The following is a 22,699-nucleotide window of genomic DNA, read 5'->3' on the forward strand; positions in this document are numbered from 1 at the left end:
CTTGCCGCTTTGACGCGGTCCGGTGACGGAAACGATCGGAAACCATGCGGCGGACCGTTGCACCTGTTCGGTAAGCAATCGTGGGATCATGCAAGGCTCCTTCAGCTCGGAAAACCAAAACCTTGCTATACATATTACCATAACATTGCTGTAGCTATTACCACATCATTGCTCTAGCTATAACCAAAACTGTGTCCTGGTAAATGCGGTACTTACTGAAATCCTGCTGCGCGAACGTTAATTTGTGGAGTATGAGCGACGTCGGCGAAACCGGTGAGTTGCTCGTTCGGCACTCATGACAATGTTCGACATGCGGAAGGCACGTTCGGTGGCTTGGTGCATGTCCCGATGATGCCGCCATCCTTGCGTATGCTGGAATCGGCAGGATACCAAGGATGGGGAGGTTGGGATGACACCGATCGAATTGGCCACGCGCAGGCGGGTGACCGGATTGACGTCCGGCGAATTCGCGCGCCTGTTCGTCACGTTGGAACGCAAGGTCGACGGCGAATCGGCCCAGTGGGACGCCTCCGACGTCGAATCGTGGGAGATCGTCGGCCCGCCGGCCACCGCCGACCAGCACATCATCGACACGCTCGGCGCGGCCAACGAATTCGTCGCCACGCTGGCCCGCCGGCTCTACCGCATCATCACGCCGGCCGAAGAGGGCACGGTCGTCACCGTGTTCCCCGACGACGCGACGTTCTGGGCCGACCAGCCCGACCTCGGCGGCATCCCGCACGCGCTGTGGAACATCGCCGCCCTGCAGGCGATCGAATGGGTGCGCACCGAAACAGGCGTCGTCTGCACCCTCGACTCCCGCGCCCCGCTCGTCTGACGATCCATTGCCTTCGTTGACGTCTTCCCGTGAAGCAGCGCGACGAAGATGCGGCCTGCGACCGGCTGCTACCCGCGGTCCGATGTCGGCATGGCCCGAAACAGGGGAAGGAAACCGACGCACAGAATCAGCGCAAGGGGCGAGAGCAGACGCCAGTCGGCGGACATCGCCCAGCCGGCCCACGTGCCGGCGGCGCTGCCGACCGCATAGGCGAAGCGCGCGCGGCCGCTGAAACGGGCGAGATCGCTCCCGCGCAGCTGCAACATGCGGGACATGACCACGGCCTGCGCGAGCAGGCCATAGCCCAACTGGTCCAGCAGCCAGCCGACGCACGCGGTCGGCAACGTCGGAATCGCCACGAACACGAGCGCCACGGCCGTCAGTGCGACGCCGATCATGCCGATGCGGCGCATGCCCAGCTTCGCCGACCAGCGCATGTACGCGAACGATCCGATGATCGCGCCCACGCCGCTGCACGCGTACAGCACGGTCAGCGCATCGCCGCCGTACTCCTCGCCAAGACCAAGCATCGTATAGCTCATCCACAGCGCCGGCACCAGCGCCATCAGCGCGGACGCCGCCAGCAGACGGACTCTGGTCGTACGGTCCGCGTCCGTACGACCAGCCGGCTCATGATCGAAGGCCGTATCGTCGCGGGACGGGACATCGGTCGTCGCATCCGTTGCGGTTTGCGCGGCGACGTCCGCCGCGTTCATCGTCACGCCGGGCATAAGATCACGCGTGCGGAATCGCGTGAGCGCGCAGCCGAACGACAACAAGGCCGATGCGAGCAGCATCGCCTTGACCGACGCGTTGGCGATCGCCGAACCGGCGACCTGACCGAGCAGCGTGCCGGCGACGCTCGAAATCACGCTCACATAGCCGCTGTATTGCACGAGCATGCCGTCGTCGCCCTCCGCGGCATCGACCTCAAACACTTCGGACGCGACGTCTATCACCTGACCGGTCATCAGCAGCAGACACGACAGCGCGAGCAGCAGCCACTTCCAATACTCCCAACCGCCGGGCACTAGTGCGACCGTCAGACACAACACGCCCTCGACGCCCTCGGCGCTGGCCAGCGAACGGAACGAGCCGAACCGTTGCACGATCCACGCGGCCGCCGGCGATGCGAAATCCACTGCCAAGCCGAATGTGCGGCGGAACGCCACCACCCACGCCGGCAGCCCGACCGCCAGGATCGACGGGATCACCGAACCCTCGAACACCGCGTTGCTCAGCATCGACATGGTCATGCCCACCAGCGCCCAGCGCAACGCCAGACTCAGCCGGCTGATCCGTCCCAATTTGTTCATGGACGTCAGCGTAGCAGGGGGGCGCCTGATGGAACGGGCTGCGCGGCGGGAACGTCGGGATACGCGGAACGGGCGGCGACCGACAGATGCGGTGGGGCGTCCGCGGACAGGACGTTCGGCATTCGGACGGAATACACGATGATCGCACAGCCGGAAACATGCCGTTTGTATTGCGGCCGTAGAATTGCGGCGATTCGCGATTGCGCGGACGTGCGTCGCCGCGCATCGCGTACGTCGCGTTCGCCGTGCGTTGCGCGTGCCACGGGTGCCGCGACGCATGCGATGCGCGCAGGACCTGCGCGCGTCGAACGCAATCGCCGGAACTGCTGACGACGACGATGGGGGCCTGATGAGACTGACACCGCGGGAAACCGACAAACTCATGCTGTATTTGGCGGGGCAGCTCGCCAAGGACCGCAAGTCGCGGGGCGTGAAGCTCAACTACGTGGAGGCGATCGCGCTGATCTCCTCCGAATGCGTGGAACGCGCGCGCGAAGGCGCCATCGTGGCCGAACTCATGCAGTACGGGCGCACGCTGCTCAAGCCCGAGGACGTGATGGACGGCGTGGCCGAAATGCTCGACGTGGTCGAAGTCGAGGCGACGTTCCCCGACGGCACCAAACTCGTGTCCATCCACAATCCGATCGAATCGACCGAACAACTCGTGCCCGGCGAATACCTGCTCGCCGACGGCGACCTGACCATCAACGATGGCAAGGACGCAATCGAACTCGACGTGGTCAACACCGCCGACCGGCCCATCCAGATCGGTTCGCACTTCCACTTCTTCGAGGTCAACAAATACCTCAAGTTCGACCGCAAGGCCGCCTACGGCAAGCGGCTCGACATCCCCGCCGGCACGGCCGTGCGATTCGAACCGGGCGAGGCACATCGCGTGCGGCTCATCGACATCGGCGGCACGCGCGAAATCCACGGCTTCAGCGCGCTCGTTGAAGGCCGGCTCGACGACCCGCAGGTGCGCGAGGCCGCGTTCGCCAAGGCGCACGAACAGGGATTCCTGGGCATTTGAGAGCGGCACGAGGACAGGACGAAATATCATGAGCAAGACCATCACACGCAAGGACTACGCGGGCATGTTCGGCCCGACCACCGGCGACCGCGTGCGCCTCGGCGACACGAACCTCATCATCGAAGTCGAACGCGACTGCACGCACTACGGCGACGAGCTCAAATTCGGCGGCGGCAAGTCATTCCGCGACGGCATGGGGCAAAGCTCCGTGCAGCTCGACGCGGAATCGCCCGACACTGTCATCACCAACGCGCTCATCGTCGACTGGACCGGCATCTACAAGGCCGACATCGGCATCAAAAACGGCAAGATCAGCGCCATCGGCAAGGCCGGCAACCCGCAGACCATGAACGGCGTCACCCCCGGCCTCGCCGTCGGCTCCGGCACCGAGGCGATCGCCGGCGAAGGACTCATCGTCACCGCGGGCGGACTCGACACGCACATCCACTTCATCTCCCCGCAGCAGGTGCGCACCGCGCTCGCCGGCGGCGTCACCACGATGGTCGGCGGCGGCACCGGCCCGGCCGACGGCACCAACGCGACCACCTGCAATCCGGGCGCGTTCCACCTGGCGCGCATGATCGAAGCGGCCGAAGCGCTGCCCGTCAACATCGCGTATCTCGGCAAGGGCAACGATTCGAGCCCCGAACCGCTGCGCGAGCAGATCCGCGCGGGCGCGGCGGGCCTGAAAATCCACGAGGACTGGGGATCCACCCCGGCCGTGATCGACACCTGCCTCGGCGTGGCCGACGACATGGACGTGCAGGTCGCCATCCACACCGACACCCTGAACGAGGGCGGCTGCGTGGAGGACACGATCGCCGCGTTCAAGGGGCGTGCCATCCACACGTACCACACGGAAGGCGCCGGCGGCGGCCATGCGCCGGACATCATCCGCGCGGCCGGCTTCCCGAACGTGCTGCCGAGCTCCACGAACCCGACCATGCCGTACACGCGCAACACCATCGACGAGCACCTCGACATGATGATGGTGTGCCACCATCTCGACCGCAACGTGCCCGAGGACATCTCGTTCGCCGACTCGCGCATCCGCCCCGAGACGATCGGCGCGGAGGACGTGCTGCACGACATGGGCATCATCTCCATGATGAGCTCCGACTCGCAGGCGATGGGCCGCGTGGGTGAGGTCATCACGCGCACCATCCAGACCGCCGACAAGATGAAGCGCCAGCGCGGCCCGCTGCCCGAGGACGCGCATGACAACAATCGCAACGACAACTTCCGCGTCAAACGCTACGTGTCCAAGTTCACGATCAACCCGGCCATCACACACGGCATCGCCGACTACGTGGGCTCCGTCGAGGTCGGCAAGATGGCCGATCTGGTGCTCTGGCAGCCGGCCATGTTCGGCGCGAAGCCGGAAATGGTCATCAAGGGCGGTTCGATCGCATACGCTCGCATGGGCGACGCAAACGCGTCCATCCCGACGCCGGAGCCGGTCTACTACCGCGACATGTTCGGTGCGCTCGGCCGTGCGCTCGGCTCCAGCTGCGCCACGTTCGTCTCGCAGGCCGCCTACGACGACGACATCAAGGGCAAGCTGGGATTGCAGCGGCAAGTGCTGCCGGTGCACGGCTGCCGCATGGTCGGCAAGAAGGACCTCAAGTTCAACGACGTGCTCGCCGACATCCAGGTCAACCCGGAGACCTTCCAGGTGACGGTCGACGGCGAACTCGTCCACTCTGATCCGGCGTACGAGCTGCCGCTCACCCAGCGCTACTTCCTGTTCTGAACCGGCATTCGACCGCTCTGGCGGCTGGGAACGTTTTGGATCGTTCCAGTGTGGTTCGGAACGGCTCAGAGGGCTCTTGGCGTCTCAAAGCGGAATGCAGTTTGACGATTCAGAGGCTGATTTCGGTTTCTGTCGAGGTCGGTTTGACGATCGAGAGGCTAACTCAATACGATGACCCGTTGCGTAACGGCGTCATCGCATCATATGCCGCTGGTTCCACGTCTCTTTCTGGTGTCGGGTAGCCTCTCGATCGTCGAACTGACCTGCGCAAAACGTGAAATTAGCCTCTCAATCGTCAAACTGGAGTCAAACTGGAGCGGCAGCGCTGCTGAAAATAGAGATCAGCCGTTTGTGACGATGTCGGCCACGGCCTTGATGAGATCGAACGCGTCGTCGCCGCGGTTGGTGAGCACGCGCAGGCACACGCCGTCGATAGCGCGGCTCACGCCCAGTTCGCCAGTGAATCCGATCGAATCCGCATACGAGCGGATGCGGTCGATCAACGCGTCCTCCGCGGCGATGCGCGCCTGCTCAACGCGCGCCGCGACCGCGGCAGGGGACATGTCGGCGGCAGTCGCGTCGTCTGCCGCGATTGCCTCGGAGTCAGGAGCGGTTTCAACCAAGTTGATCGCCGTCGTCCCAGCCGCCGGATCAATCCCCGGCACATGCGCGTACAGCACGCCGCAATGCGTGAACGACCGCCACATGCCCATCTCCGTGTAGTCGAACGCGGCCGGCTCCAGCAGCATCCGGTCCGCGAACGCGAGCCGCGCGTGCGACTCGGCCTTCGGCGGCCGGCCGCGACGGCGGGCGCCCGCGTCAGGAGTCGCGGCGGTCGGCACAGCCTGCGCGGAATCGGCCGTAACCGCCGTCTCCGCACCAGTCGTCGCCATGCTCGCCGTGGTCGTTTCCGCGCCGGCAGACGGTCGTCCGGCTCGGGCCGCGGCAATCGCAGCCGGCTCGTCGACGACCACGCGCAACCGGTTCGCGAACCGACGCATCGCCCAGCGCTCGTCCATGCCGACGCGGCCGCACGTCACCACGTCCGCGTACACGAACGTCGACTCGGCCGCGATATGCGCGGTCGTGCGGTTCTCGAACGAGCTGTTGCGGAACGGAATCACCGGGAACGGCAGAAACACGGCCTTCGCGTCGCCCCGCACGGTCAGGTCGATCGTGCGCGACGCCGAACCGTCGTCCGTGTCGAGCACCTTCTCGTAGCTCTGCGTCTTGATCGTCGAATCCGTGCCCGGACCGAAATCAAGCTCGATGTGCGCCTCGTCGCCCTTCAGGAAACCCGGCGAGGCGAGCATCACGATGAAATCCGAATGACGGCCATTCGTGAACGGCGTCATCAGCTTGAACGGCGCCTCGAAATACACGTCGTCGATTTTCGTGCGCCCATGACGGAACGCGGTGGACAGACGGAACGTGCTGCTGGACATGGATCGACTCCTGCGAAACTATGCGGAATATGCGGATGCGCCGCGTCGGCGCGATGAGACGAAGCGCGCGTGCGGTCGCCGTGCGTGACTGTGCGCCGACTGCTCGCCGACTGTACGCGCGCGTTCGATCACATGTCCTCGAACAGTACGGACTTCTTGATCCACGCGATCACGTCGTCCACGCCCGCGCCGCCCATCAGGTCGGTGAAGATGAACGGACGGTCGCCGCGCATCTTCTTGCTGTCTCGCGCCATCACGTCAAGGTCGGCGTGCACGAGCGGTGCCAGATCGGCCTTGTTGATGACCAGCAGGTCGGAGCGGGTGACGCCCGGGCCGCCCTTGCGCGGGATCTTGTCGCCCTCGTCGGTGGCGATCACGTAGATCGTCGCGTCGGCCAGATCGGGGCTGAACGTGGCGGACAGGTTGTCGCCGCCCGACTCCACGAACATGATCTGCACGTCCGGGTGGGTGCGGGCCATTTCCTCGCACGCCTCGAGATTCATCGAGCAGTCCTCGCGGATGGCGGTGTGCGGGCAGCCGCCGGTTTCCACGCCGACGATGCGGTCGGGCGACAGGCGGCTGTGCTCGATGAGGAATTCGGCGTCCTCCTTGGTGTAGATGTCGTTGGTGACGACGCAGATGCTGTATTCGTCGGCCATCTTGCGGGTCAGTCGCTCGATGAGCGCGGTCTTGCCCGAGCCGACGGGGCCGGCGACGCCGATGCGTACGTATGACATGGGGTTCTCCTTGTGCTTGGTTTGGTTGACTGATTGTCGATTGATGATTTTGGTGCGGATTGTTACGTAAGTGCGGTGTCCGGCGACGGTCGGCATATACGATGCCCGACACGCTCCGGGCCGCTCGGCCAAGTCATACGGTCGATCATCGCATATGCCGACCGTCGCCTCGTTGGGTTGCATTACGTTGCGTTTTGCGCTTTGCCTCTCTGCCGATTGCCGAATCAGCTCATATACAGCCTCGAATAGAGGGTTTCGTGCTGCATGGCGGCGATGTCGAGATAGGCGCCGGAAATGCCGAGATCGTCGGGCTTGAGCGTCATTGCGACGTCGACCGCGTGCACGAGCCGCGGGAACGAGTCGTGCAACGCGACCTGACCCGCGTACTGGCTTAAGGGGATCGCCTTCGCCGCGCACATCGTCAGCGCGCTGAGCAGCGAATAGCCGTACATGATCGCCGCGTCGCGCACGTCCGGTGCGTGGTCGGCCGCGTACAGTCCCATCGCGATCGAATGCAGGCCGCGGCAGCGCCCGTCGCGGATCAGCCCGGCGTACAGGTCGAGCGACGGCGAACGCTGGCCGCAGCCGGCGTCCATCTGGTCCGCAAGCTTGACCAAGCGCGTGCACATGCGCTCGCTGCCTTCGCGGATCTCGCGCGCCGACTGCAGCGCGCTCGCCAGTTCGTCCAATTCGACCAGTTTGGCGGCCAATCCGCGGCTTGACAGGCGCGCGTCGGTCGCGTACCGGCCGGCGATCACCATCTGGCCGATCTCCTTGTACGGCGCGACCTCGAGATAGTTCTTCATGTACTGCTCGAAGTCGGGGCCGCGGCGCAGGAAGTCGCGCTGCACGAACGTCTCCATGCCGTTCGACAGCGCGAACGCTCCCACGGGGAACACGCTGTCGCACACCTGCAGCATGGCGAGGCGTCGCGCTTCGGTTTCGTTGACGTTCATGTGACGGCTTTCGTGTGGTCGGTGTTGCGTACTCAATTTCTTGGCTCCCCTTGCCAAGGGAGCTGTCACGCAGTGACTGAGGGGGTAGTCAGGACCCATCGCATTGAGTCCGCAGGGTTTCGGAAGATTGCCGACGCGATCAGTGCGTGTGCCAGGTGCGTCCGCCGTCGTGGCTGTGCGAGCCGTCGGGGCGGTGCAGCACGCCGTTCGACTCGTATTCGCCCGGCTTGAGCTCGTACGGATGATCGTCGTCGACGCCGGGTTCGGCGTGGACGTGGTCATGATGATGGCCGTGCTCATGATCGTGTGCGTGCTCGCCGTGCCCATGATTGTCGTGCCCGTGACCGGCCGTTCCCGCCTCGCCGTTCGCGGCCTCCTTCGCGGCCCAGTCGGCGTCCGCCTCGGCCTCCTGCTCCTCCTCGGCCACGTCGCCCGTGGTCTTGTTCGTGCCCGGAATGATCGTGCCCGAACCGGCGTGCGCCTTGACGATCAGGAACCCGTCGAACCCGCCCTCGATGATGTGCGGCTCGAATCCGATCTTCTTCGTGTACTCCATCGTCGGGTGGTCGTACGGCACGAGCACGCGGTCGTTCTCGACCTTGAGGCTCAGGTGGCGGTTGCCCAGCTCGAAGCACAGGCGGCCCATCTCCTTCATCGAGCTCACGGGGATCTCGATGAGCTGAGCGGTCTTGATACGCGCGAAATAGCGCTTGTCCTCGGTTTCGGCGAGCACGTCGCCGTCCTTGATCGTGCGTCCGACCATCACGCCGAACTCGGTGCCGTCCTCGGCGACCTTGCGCATGCGCTTCTTGTCCGTCTCGAACCAGTCGAACGCGATCGGCACGTTCAGCTTGCCGTCGTCGTACTGCTGCTCGATGATGTTGCCGGTTATCTCCTTGGCGATCATCCGCGCTCCTTCCGTTGTCTGCGTCGGCGGCCGTTGCCGTCTGCCGATTGCCGTGCCCGTCGGTCGCGTATCGTCGCGGCGGTCGGGTCGTGCCGGTTGAACTGAGGGACAGTGTACGAGCGCCGTTGCGGCCGTTTGTAACGAACGGTCGCGCGTCGGCGTGCGGATCGTCCGCGATCGTCGCGTGCATCGTCGCAAACGGTCGCAACCGTGCGGAACACGCGACGAAATATGCCGAAAAATATGCGGAACATACGTGACCACGATGCGAAACGCGCATGTCGTGCATCGGCGTTTCGCAACGATCGCAACCGTTTGACGAGCGTCGTGCGCAAGCCGAATCACGAGTGTGATATTACGTTGCCATTCATGAACGCGTGCGGCGGACGATCGTCGGCCGTCATCAACGAGCAACGAGAAGGGAGACGGGCATGACGACAGCCCCCGAAACCGTGACGCTCGCCATGCACATTCCGGACAATTTCATCTCGCCGTCCACCGGCGCGCTGTTCTGGGTCGTGATGATCCCCGTCTGGTTCCTGTGCATGCGCGCGGTGATGCGCGAGGCCACGCCGGAGAAAATGGCGTATTTGGGCGCGGGAGCCGCGTTCTCGTTCCTCATCATGATGTTCAACGTGCCCACGCCCGGCGGCACCACCGCGCACGGCGTCGGCGCCGCGCTCATCGCGCTGCTGCTCGGCCCGCAGTACGCGACCGTCGCCGTGTCCGTCGCGCTGCTGCTGCAGGCGCTGCTGTTCGGCGATGGCGGTCTGATCACGCTCGGCGCGAACTGCTTCAACATGGGCGTAGTGCTGCCGTTCACGGCGTATGGGCTGTATGCGGGCGTCCGTGGTGTGGCGTCGCGGATCGCCGGTCGGCGCCCGGCGGGAGAGTCGGCGGGCGGTTCGGCTCGCCCCGCGGCCGCGACGGCTTCCTCCGTGGAAGCAGCGGTGGCGGCCGTGCCTGCCGGCGTCGATCGCATCGCGCAGTTTGTCGCCGGATACGTCGGCATTACGATGGCCGCGCTGTGCGTCGCAATCGAACTGGGTGTGCAGCCGCTGCTGTTCCGTGCGATTGACGGACAGTCGCTCTACTTTCCGTTCGGTCTCGCTGTGACGGTTCCGGCCATGCTCATCCCGCATCTGGCGGTCGCCGGCGTGGTCGAAGGCCTGATGACCGTCGCGGTCGTCGACTTCGTGCGCCGCACCGCGCCGGAAATCGTGCGGTCGCGGGCTGCGTCTGGAGACATCGCCGGGCGGGCGGTGAATGAGACGGCGGCTGACGTGCCGGCCGTGCCGGTCGCCGCGCAACCACGCGCCGGGCTGCGCGCATCCGCGTGGATCGCGCTTGCCGCCGTCGCGCTGCTCTCGCCGATCGGCCTGATCGCCACCGGCGACGCGTGGGGCGAATGGGGAGCCGAGGACTTCATGGCCGCCACGGGCCTCGACTACGTGCCGCAGTACATCGCGCACGGATTCTCGTGGAACGCGCTGCTGCCCGACTATTCGCTCTCCGGCCTGCCCGACATCGCCGGCTATCTCCTCTCCGCCGTGATCGGCATCGCCGTCACCACCATCGTCTTCCGCCTGCTCGCGCTCGCCGTGAGCGGTCGGAAAACGCGCGGATAACGCCGAAACAGCGTCATCATGACTCATCGTCAGTCGGTCGGGAGTCAGCCGGTCGGGAGTCAGCCGGTTGAGAATCTGCCAGCAACGCCAATTTCGATCGGCCAACGGACGTCCGCAAGCCGTCCGTCCGCAGACGTGGTGTTGCCCGACTGGCTGCGCACGTCCGAACGCTACGATCCTCCTGCGGACCGATCGTCGTTCATCGAACGCAATCTTGCGCATATCGGCGACGTGCTCGCGCAGGTCGGCGCCGCGCTGCCGCTCGACCGCAGCCCGCTCGACCGTGTGCTCGCCGCCGTCTCGCCGTCGCTGCGGTTGGCCGGCGTGCTGGCTGCGATCGTATGCGTGAACGTCACGCGCAACATGCTGTTCTCGTACGTCATGCTCGCCGTCGCGCTGGCGCTGCTCGCCGCGCGACCGGCCCGGCTGATCGCTGCGATCCTCGCGCCGACGCTCGCCGTGTGCCTGCTCAGCCTCGTCGTTGCCCTGCCGGCCGTGTTCGTCGGGCAGACCGACGCGCCCGTACGGCTCGTCGTGCGCGCGTTCGTGGCCGTGTCGCTCGTGATCGCGCTCGCGCGGACCGTGCCGTGGAACCGGCTGATCGGCGGCCTGCGCGGGCTCGGCGTGCCCGATTCGGTCGTGTACGTGTGCGACGTGACGATCCAGTTCATCGACGTGCTCGGCCGGTCGATGATGCAGCTGCTCGACGCGCTGCGACTGCGCAGCGTCGGGCGGGATGCGCGCAAGCTCAAGTCGGCCGGGCGATTGCTCGGCGCGCTGTTTCTGCGCGCGAACGCGCAGGCGCGCAGCATGGCCGAAGCGATGACGTGCCGCGGATTCGACGGGCGCTACCGGGTGCGCCGCGAACGTTGGCTGACATGGCCGAACGCGGCGTATGCGCTGGGCGTGGCGGCGGTGATCGCGCTGGCCGCGTATTTGGGGTGACGGACAGGATGGGACATATGGGTTGGTTTGCAGGCAAGGCTTCGGACAAGAACACCGAACGGGCCGAATGGTTCACCGGCGATCCGCTGGTGGCGCTGGAGCACGTGGACTTCGCGTATCGCGCTCGCGGCGAAGGCTACGACGAGGCGCATCCGGTGCTGCGCGACTTCTCGATGACGATCGCGCGCGGCGAATGCGTGGCCCTACTCGGGCCGAACGGCAGCGGCAAAACCACGATCATGCGCATCATCAACGCGCTCGAATTCCCGGATTCCGGATCGTACCGGCTCGGCGGAACGCTGGTGGAGCGGCGTTCGATTGAGCGGCGGGACAGTTCGTTCGCCAAGGCGCTGCACCAGCGCGTCGGATTCGTGTTCCAGAATTCTGACACGCAGCTGTTCTGCCCGTCTGTCGAGGAGGAGATCGCGTTCGGGCCGATGCAGATGGGTCTGCCGGACGCTGAAATCACGCGGCGGGTGGACGATATGGTCGCATTGTTCGGGCTTGAACGGATGCGGGACCGTGCGCCGTATCGGCTGTCCGGCGGCGAAAAGAAGCGCGTCGCGATCGCCTGCTGCCTGTCGATGAACCCCGACCTGCTCGTGCTCGACGAGCCGACCGACGGGCTCGACGAACGCAACACCGACATTGTGGTGGACGTGCTGCGCTCCTTCGTCGCCGCCGGCAAAACCGTGCTCATCTCCACCCATCATCACGACGTCGTGGAGCGCCTCAACGCCCGCATCCTGCGCATCGAGCCGTTTATTGGATAGGAAAGTGTGAAAAAGTTGGCGGTAGCCTCGGCCCCCTCGGCTGAGGGGGCTGTCAGCCGTAGGCTGACTGGGGGAGCGTCACGACGGTCAATACTGTCCAACATCGTACGCGTATCAATCACTTAACCTATATGCGGCGTGAAAACAAAGAAGCGCCGAACCGTGAAAGCGCCTGTCGGCGCAAAGGCCGCTCGCAGCGGCAAAAAATGGAGCCCGGGGCTATGCACGGCCCGACGCGAGTACTCAGTATAGCGGCTAATCGAGCTTGCCACGCCGCCACAGCGAGGCGCCGTGCCGAAAGTCGCGCGCGGTGACCATCAGGTTGCTCGCCGTGTGCAGCAGTCGCGCGGCCTTGTCCGGCTGCCGTTGCACGCCGGCCGCCGCCACGGACGACGACGAGGACAGCCGCTTCGCCTCCACACGCAATCCCAGCGCCACCACGTCTGTAAACGCTGCCGCACGTTCCAACGCCACCGCAAAATCGCCCGTGAACGCACCGGCCAAAATCGAATCCGCAGTCCGTGCGATATCGTCCTCGGTCGGCGCCGCATCCACGCCGGCGATCGCCGACGCTGCCGTCGCGACTGGTTCGCCGACGCGCCACAACCGCGCGATCGACGCGTCATGCTGCCGCATCCACGAACGCAGCAGATACAGTCGCCACAGGATCCCCGGCAGCGAATCCGGCTCGGACCTGCTCCACAGTTCCGCGATCACATCCACGCCCTCCCGGTCGACGAGCGTGAGCACGCGCGCGACGACCTGCGGATCGGCCGTGTGATGCACCCGGTCGAGCAGCGCCGCGGCCGACGCGTGGCTCATTTCGCTGACTTCGCTCGGATCGGCCCCGCCGGCGATGCCTTCGACCAGACCGGGGTCGATCTGCCCGGGCCGCGACGGGCGTGGCGAACCGGTGGGCGTGAACCCGTTGGCGCGGCTGGAGACGATGGAACCGGAACCGTAGTGCACAGCGTTAGTAGACACGTGGCGAAACCTTCTGAATGTCGATGATGCGCGGCCCCTCGGGCGAGGAGACGACAAACAAGGCTACCGCAGTGCCGGTCGGCATGTACGGCGTTTTCGCGATGAGCCGTTTCGTGAGCGATTTCGCCGCGCACAGTTCGCGCAGATGGTCGAAGATGCCGCCGATCACCGGCCGGTGCATGCAGATCGCCACGGTTTCGCGATGCCGCAGCGCATGGTCGATTTCGTTGCGGAAGCAGTCCCACGCGCGGTTCGGGTTCTCGGCGAACGCGTCTTCGGTCAGATCGTCGAGATGCGTCATGGGCCGGTTCGTCTGCCATGAGAACACGTGCAGCGTTTCGCGGCAGCGCATCCACGGGGAGGTGGCGAGACGCGTCGGATTGTAGCAGGCAAGCTCGCGGTTGAGCGCGTATGCGGCGGCGGCGCCTCGCGGCGTGATCGGCCGGTTTTCGTCGGTGCCGTCCCAGGTTTTGCGAGACTCGGCCTTCGCGTGGCGCACGATGATCACGTTCTGCGCGTCGGCCGCGCCTTCCTGCAGCCGGTCGACGAACAGGGCGAGCACGTCCTTGTCGGTCGAATGGGTGAGGATCTTGCGCGCTTCGGTGACGCTCACCCACACGATGTCGTCGATTTCGCCGATGTCGGCGCGGTGGATCGGCCCGAGCGCATCGATGAGCTCTTCGGCGTCGGTGTCGTCGATCGGCGTGGCCATCCAGTATTCGATGTGCTTCATGTCGACCGTGCGGTCCTTGGAATGCCGGGTCTTGCTGCCTTCCTCGGCCAGCGGGTACTCGATTTCGCCCAGATACGGTCCGAGCGCGACCGACATGCCGGTTTCCTCGCCGATTTCGCGCACGGCCGCGTGCCGGTGCGATTCGTTGACTTCCAGCTTGCCTTTCGGCCAGCTCCAGTCGTCGTATTTCGGACGGTGCACGATGCACACTTCGATGCGGTCGATGATGTCGGCCGCGATGGTCGACGCCGTTGCCGCGGCCGCCGCCGGGTCGGTGTTCGTTGGGTTGGCGGGATTGGTCGGATCGGTTGTTCCCGTCGTTTCGGTCAGCGCGAGCTCGGCTGCGTCGGGAGCGGTTACGTCGTTGATGTCGCCGTCCGTGCGGTGCGCGTCTGTTTGTGCGGAGTCGGGGACGATGCGGTACAGGATGCCCCCTGCGGCCTCGACAATGCGTCTCACTTTGCCCATCCTCCCATTGTAGGGCAGCCGCTTGCGCCTCGGGCGGCGATTCGCGGCTACGTAGCGTGCCTCGAAACGATGAATGGCCGACCCCTGAACGGGGTCGGCCATTCATCGAATCATTGAATTGTTAGCGTGAACAATCTTAGCACGCCAGTGTTGACACACGTGTCAACACTGGTCCCTCACGGGAGTTTTCTGCCTCGGCTGTCAGCTGTTCGCGCGCGGGCGACGCGTGTGCTTCTTGATAAGCAGCTCCTGACTGTCGGCCAGCAGGCTGCCGTCCTCGGCATGGGAGACGTGCACATACGTGCCGTCCGGCTGCATGTGCCACGACGCGATGTCGTCGGACATCTGCAGGTCGACGTACTTGATGAGCTCGTCCACCTGCTCCGGCGCGGTGATGCGCACAAGCGCCTCGACGCGGCGGTCGAGGTTGCGGTGCATCAGATCGGCCGAGCCGATCCACACCTCCGGACCGGAAATCGGGCCTTCGCCGATCTGCGGACCGTCCGAGTTGCAGAACGCGTAGATACGGCTGTGCTCGAGGAAGCGGCCGAGGATCGAACGCACGCGGATGTTGTCGCTCAGACCCGGAACGCCCGGCTTGAGCGCGCAGATGCCGCGCTCGACGATGTCGATCTTCACGCCGGCCTGGCTTGCGCGGTAGAGTGCGTCGATCGTCTTCTCGTCGACGATCGAGTTGACCTTGATCTTGATCCACGCTTCCTTGCCGGCGCGCGCGGCGTCCTCCTCACGGCGGATGCGCTGGATCAGGCCGGAGCGGATCGTGCGCGGCGCGACGAGCAGACGATGGAAGCTGGACTTCGGCGCGTAGCCGGACAGCTGGTTGAACAGTCGCGTCAGATCCTGGCCGACGACCGGATCGCACGTCAGCAGGCCGAGATCGGTGTACAGACGCGCGGTCTTCGGGTTGTAGTTGCCGGTGCCGACGTGGCAGTAGCGGCGCAGACCGTCCTGCTCCTGACGCACGACGAGGCTCAGCTTGCAGTGCGTCTTGAGGCCGACGATGCCGTAGACCACGTGCACGCCCGCGCGTTCGAGCTTGCGCGCCCACATGATGTTCGCGTCCTCGTCGAAACGCGCCTTGATCTCGACCAGCGCCAGCACCTGCTTGCCGGCGTGCGCCGCGTCCACGAGCGCGTCGATGATCGGCGAGTTCGAGCTGGTGCGGTACAGCGTCTGCTTGATGGCTAGAACCTTAGGATCCGCCGCAGCCTGTGCCAGAAAGGCCTGCACGGACGTGGAGAACGAGTCGTAGGGGTGGTGCAGCAGGATGTCGCGCTCGCGGATGGCGGCGAAGATGTCCTGCGCACGGCTTGACTCGACCTCGGCGATCTGGCGGTTCGTGGTCGGGATGAACGGCGGGTACTTGAGATCCGGGCGGTCGAGGCCCTGCAGTTCGAACAGCAGCGTCATGTCGAGCGGCGCGGGCAGGCGGTACACCTCGTCAGCGCTCACGCCGAGCTGGTCGGCGAGCAGCTGGGAGAGGAACGGGCTGGTCGCGTCGGAGATCTCGAGGCGGATCGGCGGTCCGAAGCGGCGGCGCAGCAGTTCCTTTTCCATCGCGTTGAGCAGGTTCTCGGCGTCGTCTTCCTCGACGTCGATGTCCTCGTTGCGGGTGACGCGGAACGAGCGCGCCTCCTTGATGATCATGCCCGGGAATAGGGATTCGAGGTGCGCGATGATGAGGTTTTCCATCGTGATGAAGCCATAGCGCACGTCACCGGTCTCGTCGTCGGTCATGTCGTCGACCGGCACGAGGCGGTGCAGGTTGCCCGGGATCTTCACGCGCGCGAAGTGCGACTTGCCCGAGGTCGGGTTCTCGACCAGCACGGCGAGGTTGATCGAGTTGCCGGAGATGTACGGGAACGGGTGGGCCGGGTCGACCGCGAGCGGCGTGAGGACCGGGAAGACCTGCTGGCGGTAGTAGCGGGAGAGGCGCTCCTGCTCGGCCGCGGTGAGCTTGTCCCAGCTCAGCAGCACGATGCGCTCTTCCGCGAGCTTGGGCAGGATGTGGTCGACGATGTAGTGCGCGTGCTCGTCCTGCAGGCGGTGCGCCTGATCGCTGATCGCGCGCAGCTGCTGGCGCGGGCTCAGCCCGCTCGCCGCGGTGACGGCGATGCCCGTGTCGATACGGCGCTTGAGGCCGGCGACGCGGACCATGAAGAACTCATCGAGGTTGGAGGCGAAGATCGCGCCGAAGTTGGCGCGTTCGAGGATCGGCTGGTCCTCGTCCTCGGCGAGCTCGAGGACGCGCTTGTTGAACTTGAGCCAGCTCAGCTCGCGGTCGAAGAAGCGGTCCGGCGGCAGCGGCTGCTCGTCGGGGCGCGTCTCGCGGCGGTCGTTCTTGTCCGTTTCGGCGATGTGTTCCGCGATCTGGCTGCGGAGAATCGCCTTCGAGGGTGCGTCAAATATCTGTGCCATACCCAACTACTTTAAGCGCTTGAAGCGGCGGCGTGCCCGTACGTCTTGAGAATTCAATGCAAGTTCACGTTTCGCGCGCGGCATTTCGGTTGGTTCTTCGGTGATGTGCCTCGTTGCGGTGGTGCTAAGCGGGGCAATACGGTGATGGTCTGGCCGTTGTGCTTCGTTGGGCCGGCTACGCGGGGTATGCCGGTTGGATCTTCGGTGATGTGCCTCGCCTGGACCGCTCTGAGCGGGGCGATGCGGCGATGGCCTGGCCGTTGTGCTTCGCTGGGGCGGCTATGCAGGGTATGTCGGTTGGACTTTCGGTGATATGCCTCGCTGGGGGTGTGCTGGGCGGGGCGATGCGGTGATGGTCTGTCCGTTTTGCCGCGCCGGCGGCGGTTGGGTGTGCGGAGTCAAGAGAAGCCGTGAACGGATACGGGGCTGCCACGACACTCCGGCGGAGTCGGGGAAGCGCACACAATGCGACAGCGAACCGGTTCGATTCGCGCATGATATTGCTGTTTTGGTGCGTTTGATCAGGGCTAACGAACACTTGCGCAAAAATGCGAACATGCGCCCGATGCGGCTTGCGACCGGGGGAGTGCATGACTATCTTATGGAAGTACCAAAACAGAACAGAGCAGAGCCCACAAAGAGTGTATGGTCACAAAGGACTGTTACGTTGAACGGGCATTGGAAAGACTTACCGTTACGACGATGAAGTTGTGCAGAGATTCTGCCCTAAGCTGCTTTTGGAGAAAAGGCCCGCCCCATCCGGCGGGCCTTTTCGTTTGTGTGTTTCTGCCCGGCCCATGAAACGGGAACAGGGCGAATCGTTCCTGCACCATTGGTTCGATCGGGTCAAACTTACGCGATGGCCTTCGTACCATTGACCGGGAATGTGCCGATGTCTAACGATGTGCGCAACGATGTGGACAGACACGCCGTGATGTGGATAACTCGGACCATTCGACCACATACCCCGTTTCGGCTGGACAAGCGATGGTGGCGTACGGTTCAATCGGCGCATGAATGTCACCACTGATTCTCCGCGGCGATACTATTCACCGCCGCGCACAGCTGTCGACGCGGTCGAGCGGCCGGCATCGCCGGTTGCCGACGCCGGCTACGCGGCCGCGTCATACGATGCGTCGGCCACGGCTCACGAATCGAACCCATCCGGCCGCACCGAAGCGTCCCAGGGATCCGGGTTCGCGACGGTCCGGCCATATGACCTGCCGCCGCGTGCGTCGTCCACAGCGTCGGTCTCCGGCATGCTGGCCGGCATGCCCGCGCAGTCCGGCCTCAACTGGCACGACGGGAACGGGCCGGCCATCCGGCCGCAGGCCGCGTATGACCGTGCCGGTCCTCCGTCGCGATCGCCGCACCTGTCCGTCGACATCGATACGACCTGCCGCAATGTCATCGCATGCACGTCCGCCAGCGGCGGTGCCGGACTGAGCACGTTCGCGGCGATGCTTGCCCATCGTCTGGCCGAACGGGGATTGCCCTGCGCGCTGGTCGACGCCGATTTTACGGGCGGCGGGCTCGATATGCTCATCGGCATCGAAAACGAGGAAGGCGAGCGGTTTGAAACGCTTGATGCGCCGCTTGGTCGTCTCGAAGGTGAGGCGTTGAACCGGGAATTGCCCGAATGGGACGGTGTGCGCGTGCTGTCTTTTGACCCGTGGAACGGGCCCGTGCCCAACTGGTGGCAGGCGCAGGCCGCGGTGCGTGCGCTGTCGGAGGCGAATCATGCGGTTATCGTCGATGCCGGCCGCGGCGAAGCGTTGCATGGCATTGCGGAGATCGGCGACGCCGCACAACTGGTCGTCGTGGAACTCAGCGTGCTTGGATTGGCCCGGGCCAGCAGTCACATCGGCCGTTTGCGAGAGCGGGTCAGCGGCGATGATGTCATCGGTGACCGCCGCTCGACGCCGTTCGTGGTGGGCATTGCGCCGCGCGGCACCGCCAAGGGAACCGGCGTGGTCGACGTTCGTGAAGCGGCCGATTACCTGGGTCTGGAGATTGCCGGTCCGGTCAAGGCCAACCGGCGGCTGTGCTCGGACATCCTGTCCGGTTTGGGGATTCGCTTGGGCAGTCGCGCCACGCGGCGCACGGTCGACCGGGCCGCCGGCTGGGCCGAAAGTTTGCTGGGCGGCGGAACGAGGTCGGCACGATGAATGCAACGACAAGCGGAATGATGCCTCATGATGTGACGCCGGCTGGGGTGGTCGAGGCAGCCGGAGTGGTCGGGACGCAAGTGGTCGACTCGCGGCATGCCGTGGAGCGCGCTGTGTGCCGGTCTCCGGCCGGTTATGACCGCGGTTCTGCGGTGGCGGTTCGTCCGAGACGGGTCGAACCGTTCGATGGTGCGGCGAATCCCGTGGCCGGAGGTGTGTCGGGGCGAGCGGATCGCACGGGGCGCGCCAATGCCGGTATTGGTCGGAGAATCATGTTTGGTCCGTTGGAAGCATTGGCGGCCGATGCCGCGGTGACGGACGCGGCCGTGACCTGTGACGGGTTGGTATGGGCCGACCGCGGGGGAGGCATGCGGCGGTGGGAGCCGCCCGTGCCGTTCTCGTCGCCGACGATGGTGCGCGATTATGCGGTGCAGCTTGCCGCACAGCTTGGCCGCCGGCTTGACGATGCGTGTCCGATTGCGGACGCGTCATCGCCCGATGGCGTACGCGTGCACGCGGTGATCGCGCCGCTCGTGCCGCAGGGCGCGGCGATTTCCATCAGATTTCCCGCGCGCTCGCCGCCGCGATTGGAATCGTTGTGCGCGCAAGGGCTGTTTCCTGGGCTGTGGTTTCCGATCCTGTGCTCGCTGGTGGACCGACGGGCGACGTTGCTGGTGACCGGCGGCACTGGGGCTGGCAAGACCACGCTGCTCAAGGCGTTGCTCGGCCGATGCGCCGCGAACGAACGCATCGTCACCGTGGAGGAAGTGCGCGAGCTGGGGGAGTTCGGGGGCGGCAATCGGGTGTCGCTGGTCACGCGCGAATCCAACGTGGAGGGCGCGGGCGCGGTCGGTCTGCCGGATCTGGTCAAGGCCACGTTGCGCATGAGACCGGACCGCGTGGTTCTCGGCGAATGCCGCGGCGAGGAGATCGCCGACCTGCTGCGCGCGTTCAATTCGGGCCATCACGGCGGCATGACGACGCTGCATGCGGACAGCGTGGAACGCGTGCCGAACCGTCTGGCGTCGCTCGGCTTGCTTGCCGGGCTGAGCGTGGAAGCGACGGCGATGCTTGCACAGGATGCGTTCGATGCGGTGTTTCACGTGAAACGCGATGCGTCGGGGCACCGGTACATCAGCCAGATCGGTTATCTGGAGTCGGATGCCGGCGGGCGATTGTCCGGTCGCGTCGTCGCGATCTGGGATGGTTCCGGCGCGCCCATGTCCGGCCCGCTGTGGGACGATTTCGCCGACCGGTGGGTGCGTTGACCGCGGGGCGCGGTCACCGCTGGCGGACGGTTCCATTGCCGTCGTTCAGTGCATTGGCGGCGGAAAGGGTGATAAAGACCCGTTCCGCCCGCTTCGTTGTCGACGGAAAGAAAACGGTTGGGTGTCGGTCTTCGGATGTGGACGGCAACTTGGTTTCGTCGCTGAGGACAGGGGAGTTGGGGTCGCCGAAAGGAGACGCGGATGCTATCGAAGACGATGATCGCGGCGATCGCCATGCTGCTTTCGGTCGTCGCGTGGCCGTATGCCGGCACTGCCGCGACGGATCGTCTGGCTGAGGTCCGAGACACGACGCAACGTCGCAGCGATACGCGCGGCGCCGTTCATTCCACGTCGTCCGTTCGCGTCGGCATCGCCGCGGTGATCGCCTCCGCGTGTGCCACGCTGCGCGGCGGCGGGTCGCTGGTACAGGCGTTCGCGGAACAATCGGAACGTGGCTTCGCCGTCCATCGCCTGACCGAGCCGCGCATCCGCGAACTGCTCGCGGAACGCGCCCTTCCCAAGGAAACGCCGAGCCAGATCAACCGGGTCTCCGCGGAAATCACCGTCGCGGCACGCATCGGCGAACGCCTCGGCTGCCCTGCGGCGAGCTGTCTCGAAGCGGTCGGCGAAACGTATCGTCGCACGCGCAAGCTGGAGGATCTGCGCACACAGGTGTTCGCCGTGCCCAAGGCAACGATTCGCCTGCTGTCCGGGCTGCCGGCGGCGGCCATCCTGCTCGGCGAACTGATGGGTTCCCACCCGATCGCGTTCCTGTTCGGATCCGCGCAGGGTCTGCTGTGCCTTGCGCTGGGCCTGTGCTGCTATATCGCCGGTCTGGCATGGACGCATGCGCTGCTGCGCGGCATGGACTTGACGCCATGAGTCGGCGCGGCCGCTGCTTCTGTTCCCGGCCGACCGTGAGCCGAAGAGGGAGAAGCGAGGGACGGGGTGCGGGCTTGCAAGTGTCCCGCGCGGACAAGCAAGACGCGTCGGTGGTCGGCGGCGGGAAGGAACTCCTGACGTTGCCAATGCCGAATATATGGGGGTGCGTATGAGTTGCGCGTTGTTGGCTGCCATCGGCACGACGATCGCCGTGCGTCTGCTGTCCGCAGACTCTCGCGACTTGGCTGCGGTCGGCCTGCATGCGAGTCGGTCGGCCGCAACCGACGATGCCGATGTCTCGATGGCGCTGGTGCTGGCGTTGCTGACCGTGGCCGTACGGCAGGGATCGTCCATTCCGAACGCGTTGGATGCGGTGGGCGAAGCGATGGGCGGCGTATGCGGTGATGGTCTGCGACGTGCGGCCGTATCGCTGCGCGCGGGCGTCGGATGGCATCATGCGTGGCTGGCGGCTCGTGCCGAGGCGGAGAAGGCGATTGCTTATACGACGATTGGTGATGATTCGGGCGGAAGCCTCCGTGCGAGTCATGCGAGTCGTGCGAATCCCGCAAATAATGCGGTATACGGGCGATTGTTCGATGTGCTGGAGGAAGCGCTGGAACCCGCGTGGCGGCGTGGCGTATCGCCGATTGCGCGATTGGACGCGGCTGCCGACCAGCTTGACGCCGACGAACGATCCCGCATCGAAGAGGCGGCCGGACGACTGTCCGTGCGGCTGCTCCTGCCGACGGGACTGTGTTTTCTCCCGGCATTCATCATCGTCGGCGTGGTTCCGGCCATCGCATCTTTCCTGCTGTAGCTGCTTTCCCGGGCGGCATCGTGCGCTACCGGTCCCGCATACGGCAAACGAGCTCGTCGAATGCGCGTCATGTCGCTGTCGATGAGCGGGCCTCACCCGAGACGCCATCGTGCTGTGGCAATCCACATCATGTGGATAACGGCATCTCGCGCACCGAAGTTATCCACAACAAATGTGGACAGACACGCCGAGTGTGGACAACTCGGGGGTATCGATCGACCATTCGACCACATACCCCGTTTTTCGCTCGACAACATCGCGATTTCGTGCATAGTGGCTGAACCGCGACCAATGGGGGCGCGGACTCGAACGAAAGGAACGCCATGAGTGATGTATTGCCGATCAATGCCGACGGCCAGGCCGGACTGTTCACCGGCACCAAGCAGCGCATGATGGACCTGTACGTGCGCGGCAGCTGCGAACTGTACGGACTCGACGCGAAACTGCGCGCGCTCGCAGCCGAACCGGAAGAGGGCGCCGCCACGGCGGAATACGCGATCGTACTGATCGCCGCCACCGCGTTCGCCGGCGTGCTGATGACCGTGCTCAAATCCGACGCCGCCAAGACGCTGCTCACGAACATCGTCAAAAAGGCCCTGAACGTCGGGTGAC

The 22,699-nt window shown here is 65.2% G+C and carries 19 protein-coding genes; 11 read left to right on the top strand and 8 right to left on the bottom strand.

The genetic code is table 11. The features are described from left to right. Positions 1–409 precede the first annotated feature (409 nt). A complete protein-coding gene (locus KIH79_RS08775) occupies positions 410–838 on the top strand; it encodes a hypothetical protein (RefSeq protein WP_219059043.1) in 429 nt (142 codons plus the stop codon). A 68-nt stretch (positions 839–906) separates the two neighbouring features. Here the strand turns inward: KIH79_RS08775 and KIH79_RS08780 are convergent, their stop codons facing one another. Next, positions 907–2,154 (bottom strand): MFS transporter, encoded by a 1,248-nt coding sequence (locus KIH79_RS08780; protein ID WP_236023750.1) that lies wholly within the window; start codon positions 2,152–2,154, stop codon positions 907–909. A 349-nt stretch (positions 2,155–2,503) separates the two neighbouring features. On the opposite strand from KIH79_RS08780, the gene ureA reads away from it, so the two are divergent. Continuing rightward, positions 2,504–3,184 (top strand): urease subunit gamma, encoded by a 681-nt coding sequence (gene ureA / locus KIH79_RS08785; protein ID WP_219059044.1) that lies wholly within the window; start codon positions 2,504–2,506, stop codon positions 3,182–3,184. A gap of 28 nt (positions 3,185–3,212) precedes the next feature. After that, a complete protein-coding gene (gene ureC, locus KIH79_RS08790; RefSeq protein WP_219059045.1) occupies positions 3,213–4,937 on the top strand; it encodes an urease subunit alpha in 1,725 nt (574 codons plus the stop codon). A gap of 341 nt (positions 4,938–5,278) precedes the next feature. On the opposite strand, the gene KIH79_RS08795 is transcribed toward ureC, so the two are convergent. The 4 genes from KIH79_RS08795 to KIH79_RS08810 all read right to left on the bottom strand — a co-directional run bounded on the left by KIH79_RS08795 (position 5,279) and on the right by KIH79_RS08810 (position 8,982). Beyond that, positions 5,279–6,382, bottom strand: a complete 1,104-nt coding sequence (locus KIH79_RS08795; protein WP_219059046.1) for an urease accessory protein UreD — start codon at positions 6,380–6,382, stop codon at positions 5,279–5,281. Positions 6,383–6,510: 128 nt separating this feature from the next. Further along, a complete protein-coding gene (gene ureG / locus KIH79_RS08800; protein WP_033495709.1) occupies positions 6,511–7,119 on the bottom strand; it encodes an urease accessory protein UreG in 609 nt (202 codons plus the stop codon). 224 nt (positions 7,120–7,343) lie between these two features. Continuing rightward, positions 7,344–8,075: an urease accessory protein UreF gene (locus KIH79_RS08805; protein ID WP_219059047.1), complete on the bottom strand. Its 732-nt coding sequence runs from the start codon at positions 8,073–8,075 to the stop codon at positions 7,344–7,346. A 139-nt stretch (positions 8,076–8,214) separates the two neighbouring features. Next, the gene (locus tag KIH79_RS08810) at positions 8,215–8,982 is read right to left on the bottom strand and encodes an urease accessory protein UreE (protein ID WP_236023751.1); all 768 of its coding nucleotides are present in this window, start codon (positions 8,980–8,982) and stop codon (positions 8,215–8,217) included. Between the two features lie 431 nt (positions 8,983–9,413). Between KIH79_RS08810 and KIH79_RS08815 the strand changes: the two genes are divergently transcribed. The 3 genes from KIH79_RS08815 (at position 9,414) to KIH79_RS08825 (ending at position 12,328) form a co-directional block, all read left to right on the top strand. Beyond that, positions 9,414–10,610, top strand: a complete 1,197-nt coding sequence (locus KIH79_RS08815) for an energy-coupling factor ABC transporter permease (RefSeq protein WP_219059048.1) — start codon at positions 9,414–9,416, stop codon at positions 10,608–10,610. A 135-nt stretch (positions 10,611–10,745) separates the two neighbouring features. Then, positions 10,746–11,555 carry an energy-coupling factor transporter transmembrane component T gene (locus KIH79_RS08820; protein ID WP_219059049.1) on the top strand — a complete coding sequence of 270 codons (810 nt, stop codon included), beginning with the start codon at positions 10,746–10,748 and terminating at the stop codon, positions 11,553–11,555. A gap of 17 nt (positions 11,556–11,572) precedes the next feature. Further along, complete coding sequence (locus KIH79_RS08825) at positions 11,573–12,328, top strand: energy-coupling factor ABC transporter ATP-binding protein (RefSeq protein ID WP_219059050.1); 756 nt, start codon at positions 11,573–11,575, stop codon at positions 12,326–12,328. A gap of 255 nt (positions 12,329–12,583) precedes the next feature. On the opposite strand, the gene KIH79_RS08830 is transcribed toward KIH79_RS08825, so the two are convergent. From KIH79_RS08830 to KIH79_RS08840, 3 genes are all read right to left on the bottom strand, one after another. Beyond that, entirely contained in the window at positions 12,584–13,297 is a 714-nt protein-coding gene (locus KIH79_RS08830) for a hypothetical protein (protein ID WP_219059067.1), read from the bottom strand. A gap of 4 nt (positions 13,298–13,301) precedes the next feature. Beyond that, complete coding sequence (locus KIH79_RS08835) at positions 13,302–14,513, bottom strand: NUDIX hydrolase (protein WP_219059051.1); 1,212 nt, start codon at positions 14,511–14,513, stop codon at positions 13,302–13,304. A gap of 201 nt (positions 14,514–14,714) precedes the next feature. After that, the gene (locus tag KIH79_RS08840) at positions 14,715–16,952 is read right to left on the bottom strand and encodes an RNA degradosome polyphosphate kinase (protein WP_219059052.1); all 2,238 of its coding nucleotides are present in this window, start codon (positions 16,950–16,952) and stop codon (positions 14,715–14,717) included. 1,013 nt (positions 16,953–17,965) lie between these two features. Here KIH79_RS08840 and KIH79_RS08845 point away from each other — a divergent pair. The 5 genes from KIH79_RS08845 (at position 17,966) to KIH79_RS08865 (ending at position 22,698) form a co-directional block, all read left to right on the top strand. After that, positions 17,966–19,120, top strand: coding sequence for a P-loop NTPase (locus KIH79_RS08845; RefSeq protein ID WP_219059053.1), 1,155 nt, complete (start codon positions 17,966–17,968; stop codon positions 19,118–19,120). 272 nt (positions 19,121–19,392) lie between these two features. Beyond that, a complete protein-coding gene (locus tag KIH79_RS08850; RefSeq protein ID WP_219059068.1) occupies positions 19,393–20,388 on the top strand; it encodes a TadA family conjugal transfer-associated ATPase in 996 nt (331 codons plus the stop codon). A gap of 201 nt (positions 20,389–20,589) precedes the next feature. Further along, positions 20,590–21,270: a pilus assembly protein gene (locus KIH79_RS08855; RefSeq protein ID WP_236023752.1), complete on the top strand. Its 681-nt coding sequence runs from the start codon at positions 20,590–20,592 to the stop codon at positions 21,268–21,270. A gap of 169 nt (positions 21,271–21,439) precedes the next feature. Beyond that, the gene (locus KIH79_RS08860; protein WP_236023753.1) at positions 21,440–22,087 is read left to right on the top strand and encodes a tadC protein; all 648 of its coding nucleotides are present in this window, start codon (positions 21,440–21,442) and stop codon (positions 22,085–22,087) included. Positions 22,088–22,410: 323 nt separating this feature from the next. Then, complete coding sequence (locus KIH79_RS08865) at positions 22,411–22,698, top strand: DUF4244 domain-containing protein (protein ID WP_219059054.1); 288 nt, start codon at positions 22,411–22,413, stop codon at positions 22,696–22,698. Position 22,699: the final 1 nt, after the last annotated feature.

This window comes from Bifidobacterium miconis (genome assembly GCF_019331735.1).
Taxonomy (GTDB): domain Bacteria; phylum Actinomycetota; class Actinomycetes; order Actinomycetales; family Bifidobacteriaceae; genus Bifidobacterium; species Bifidobacterium miconis.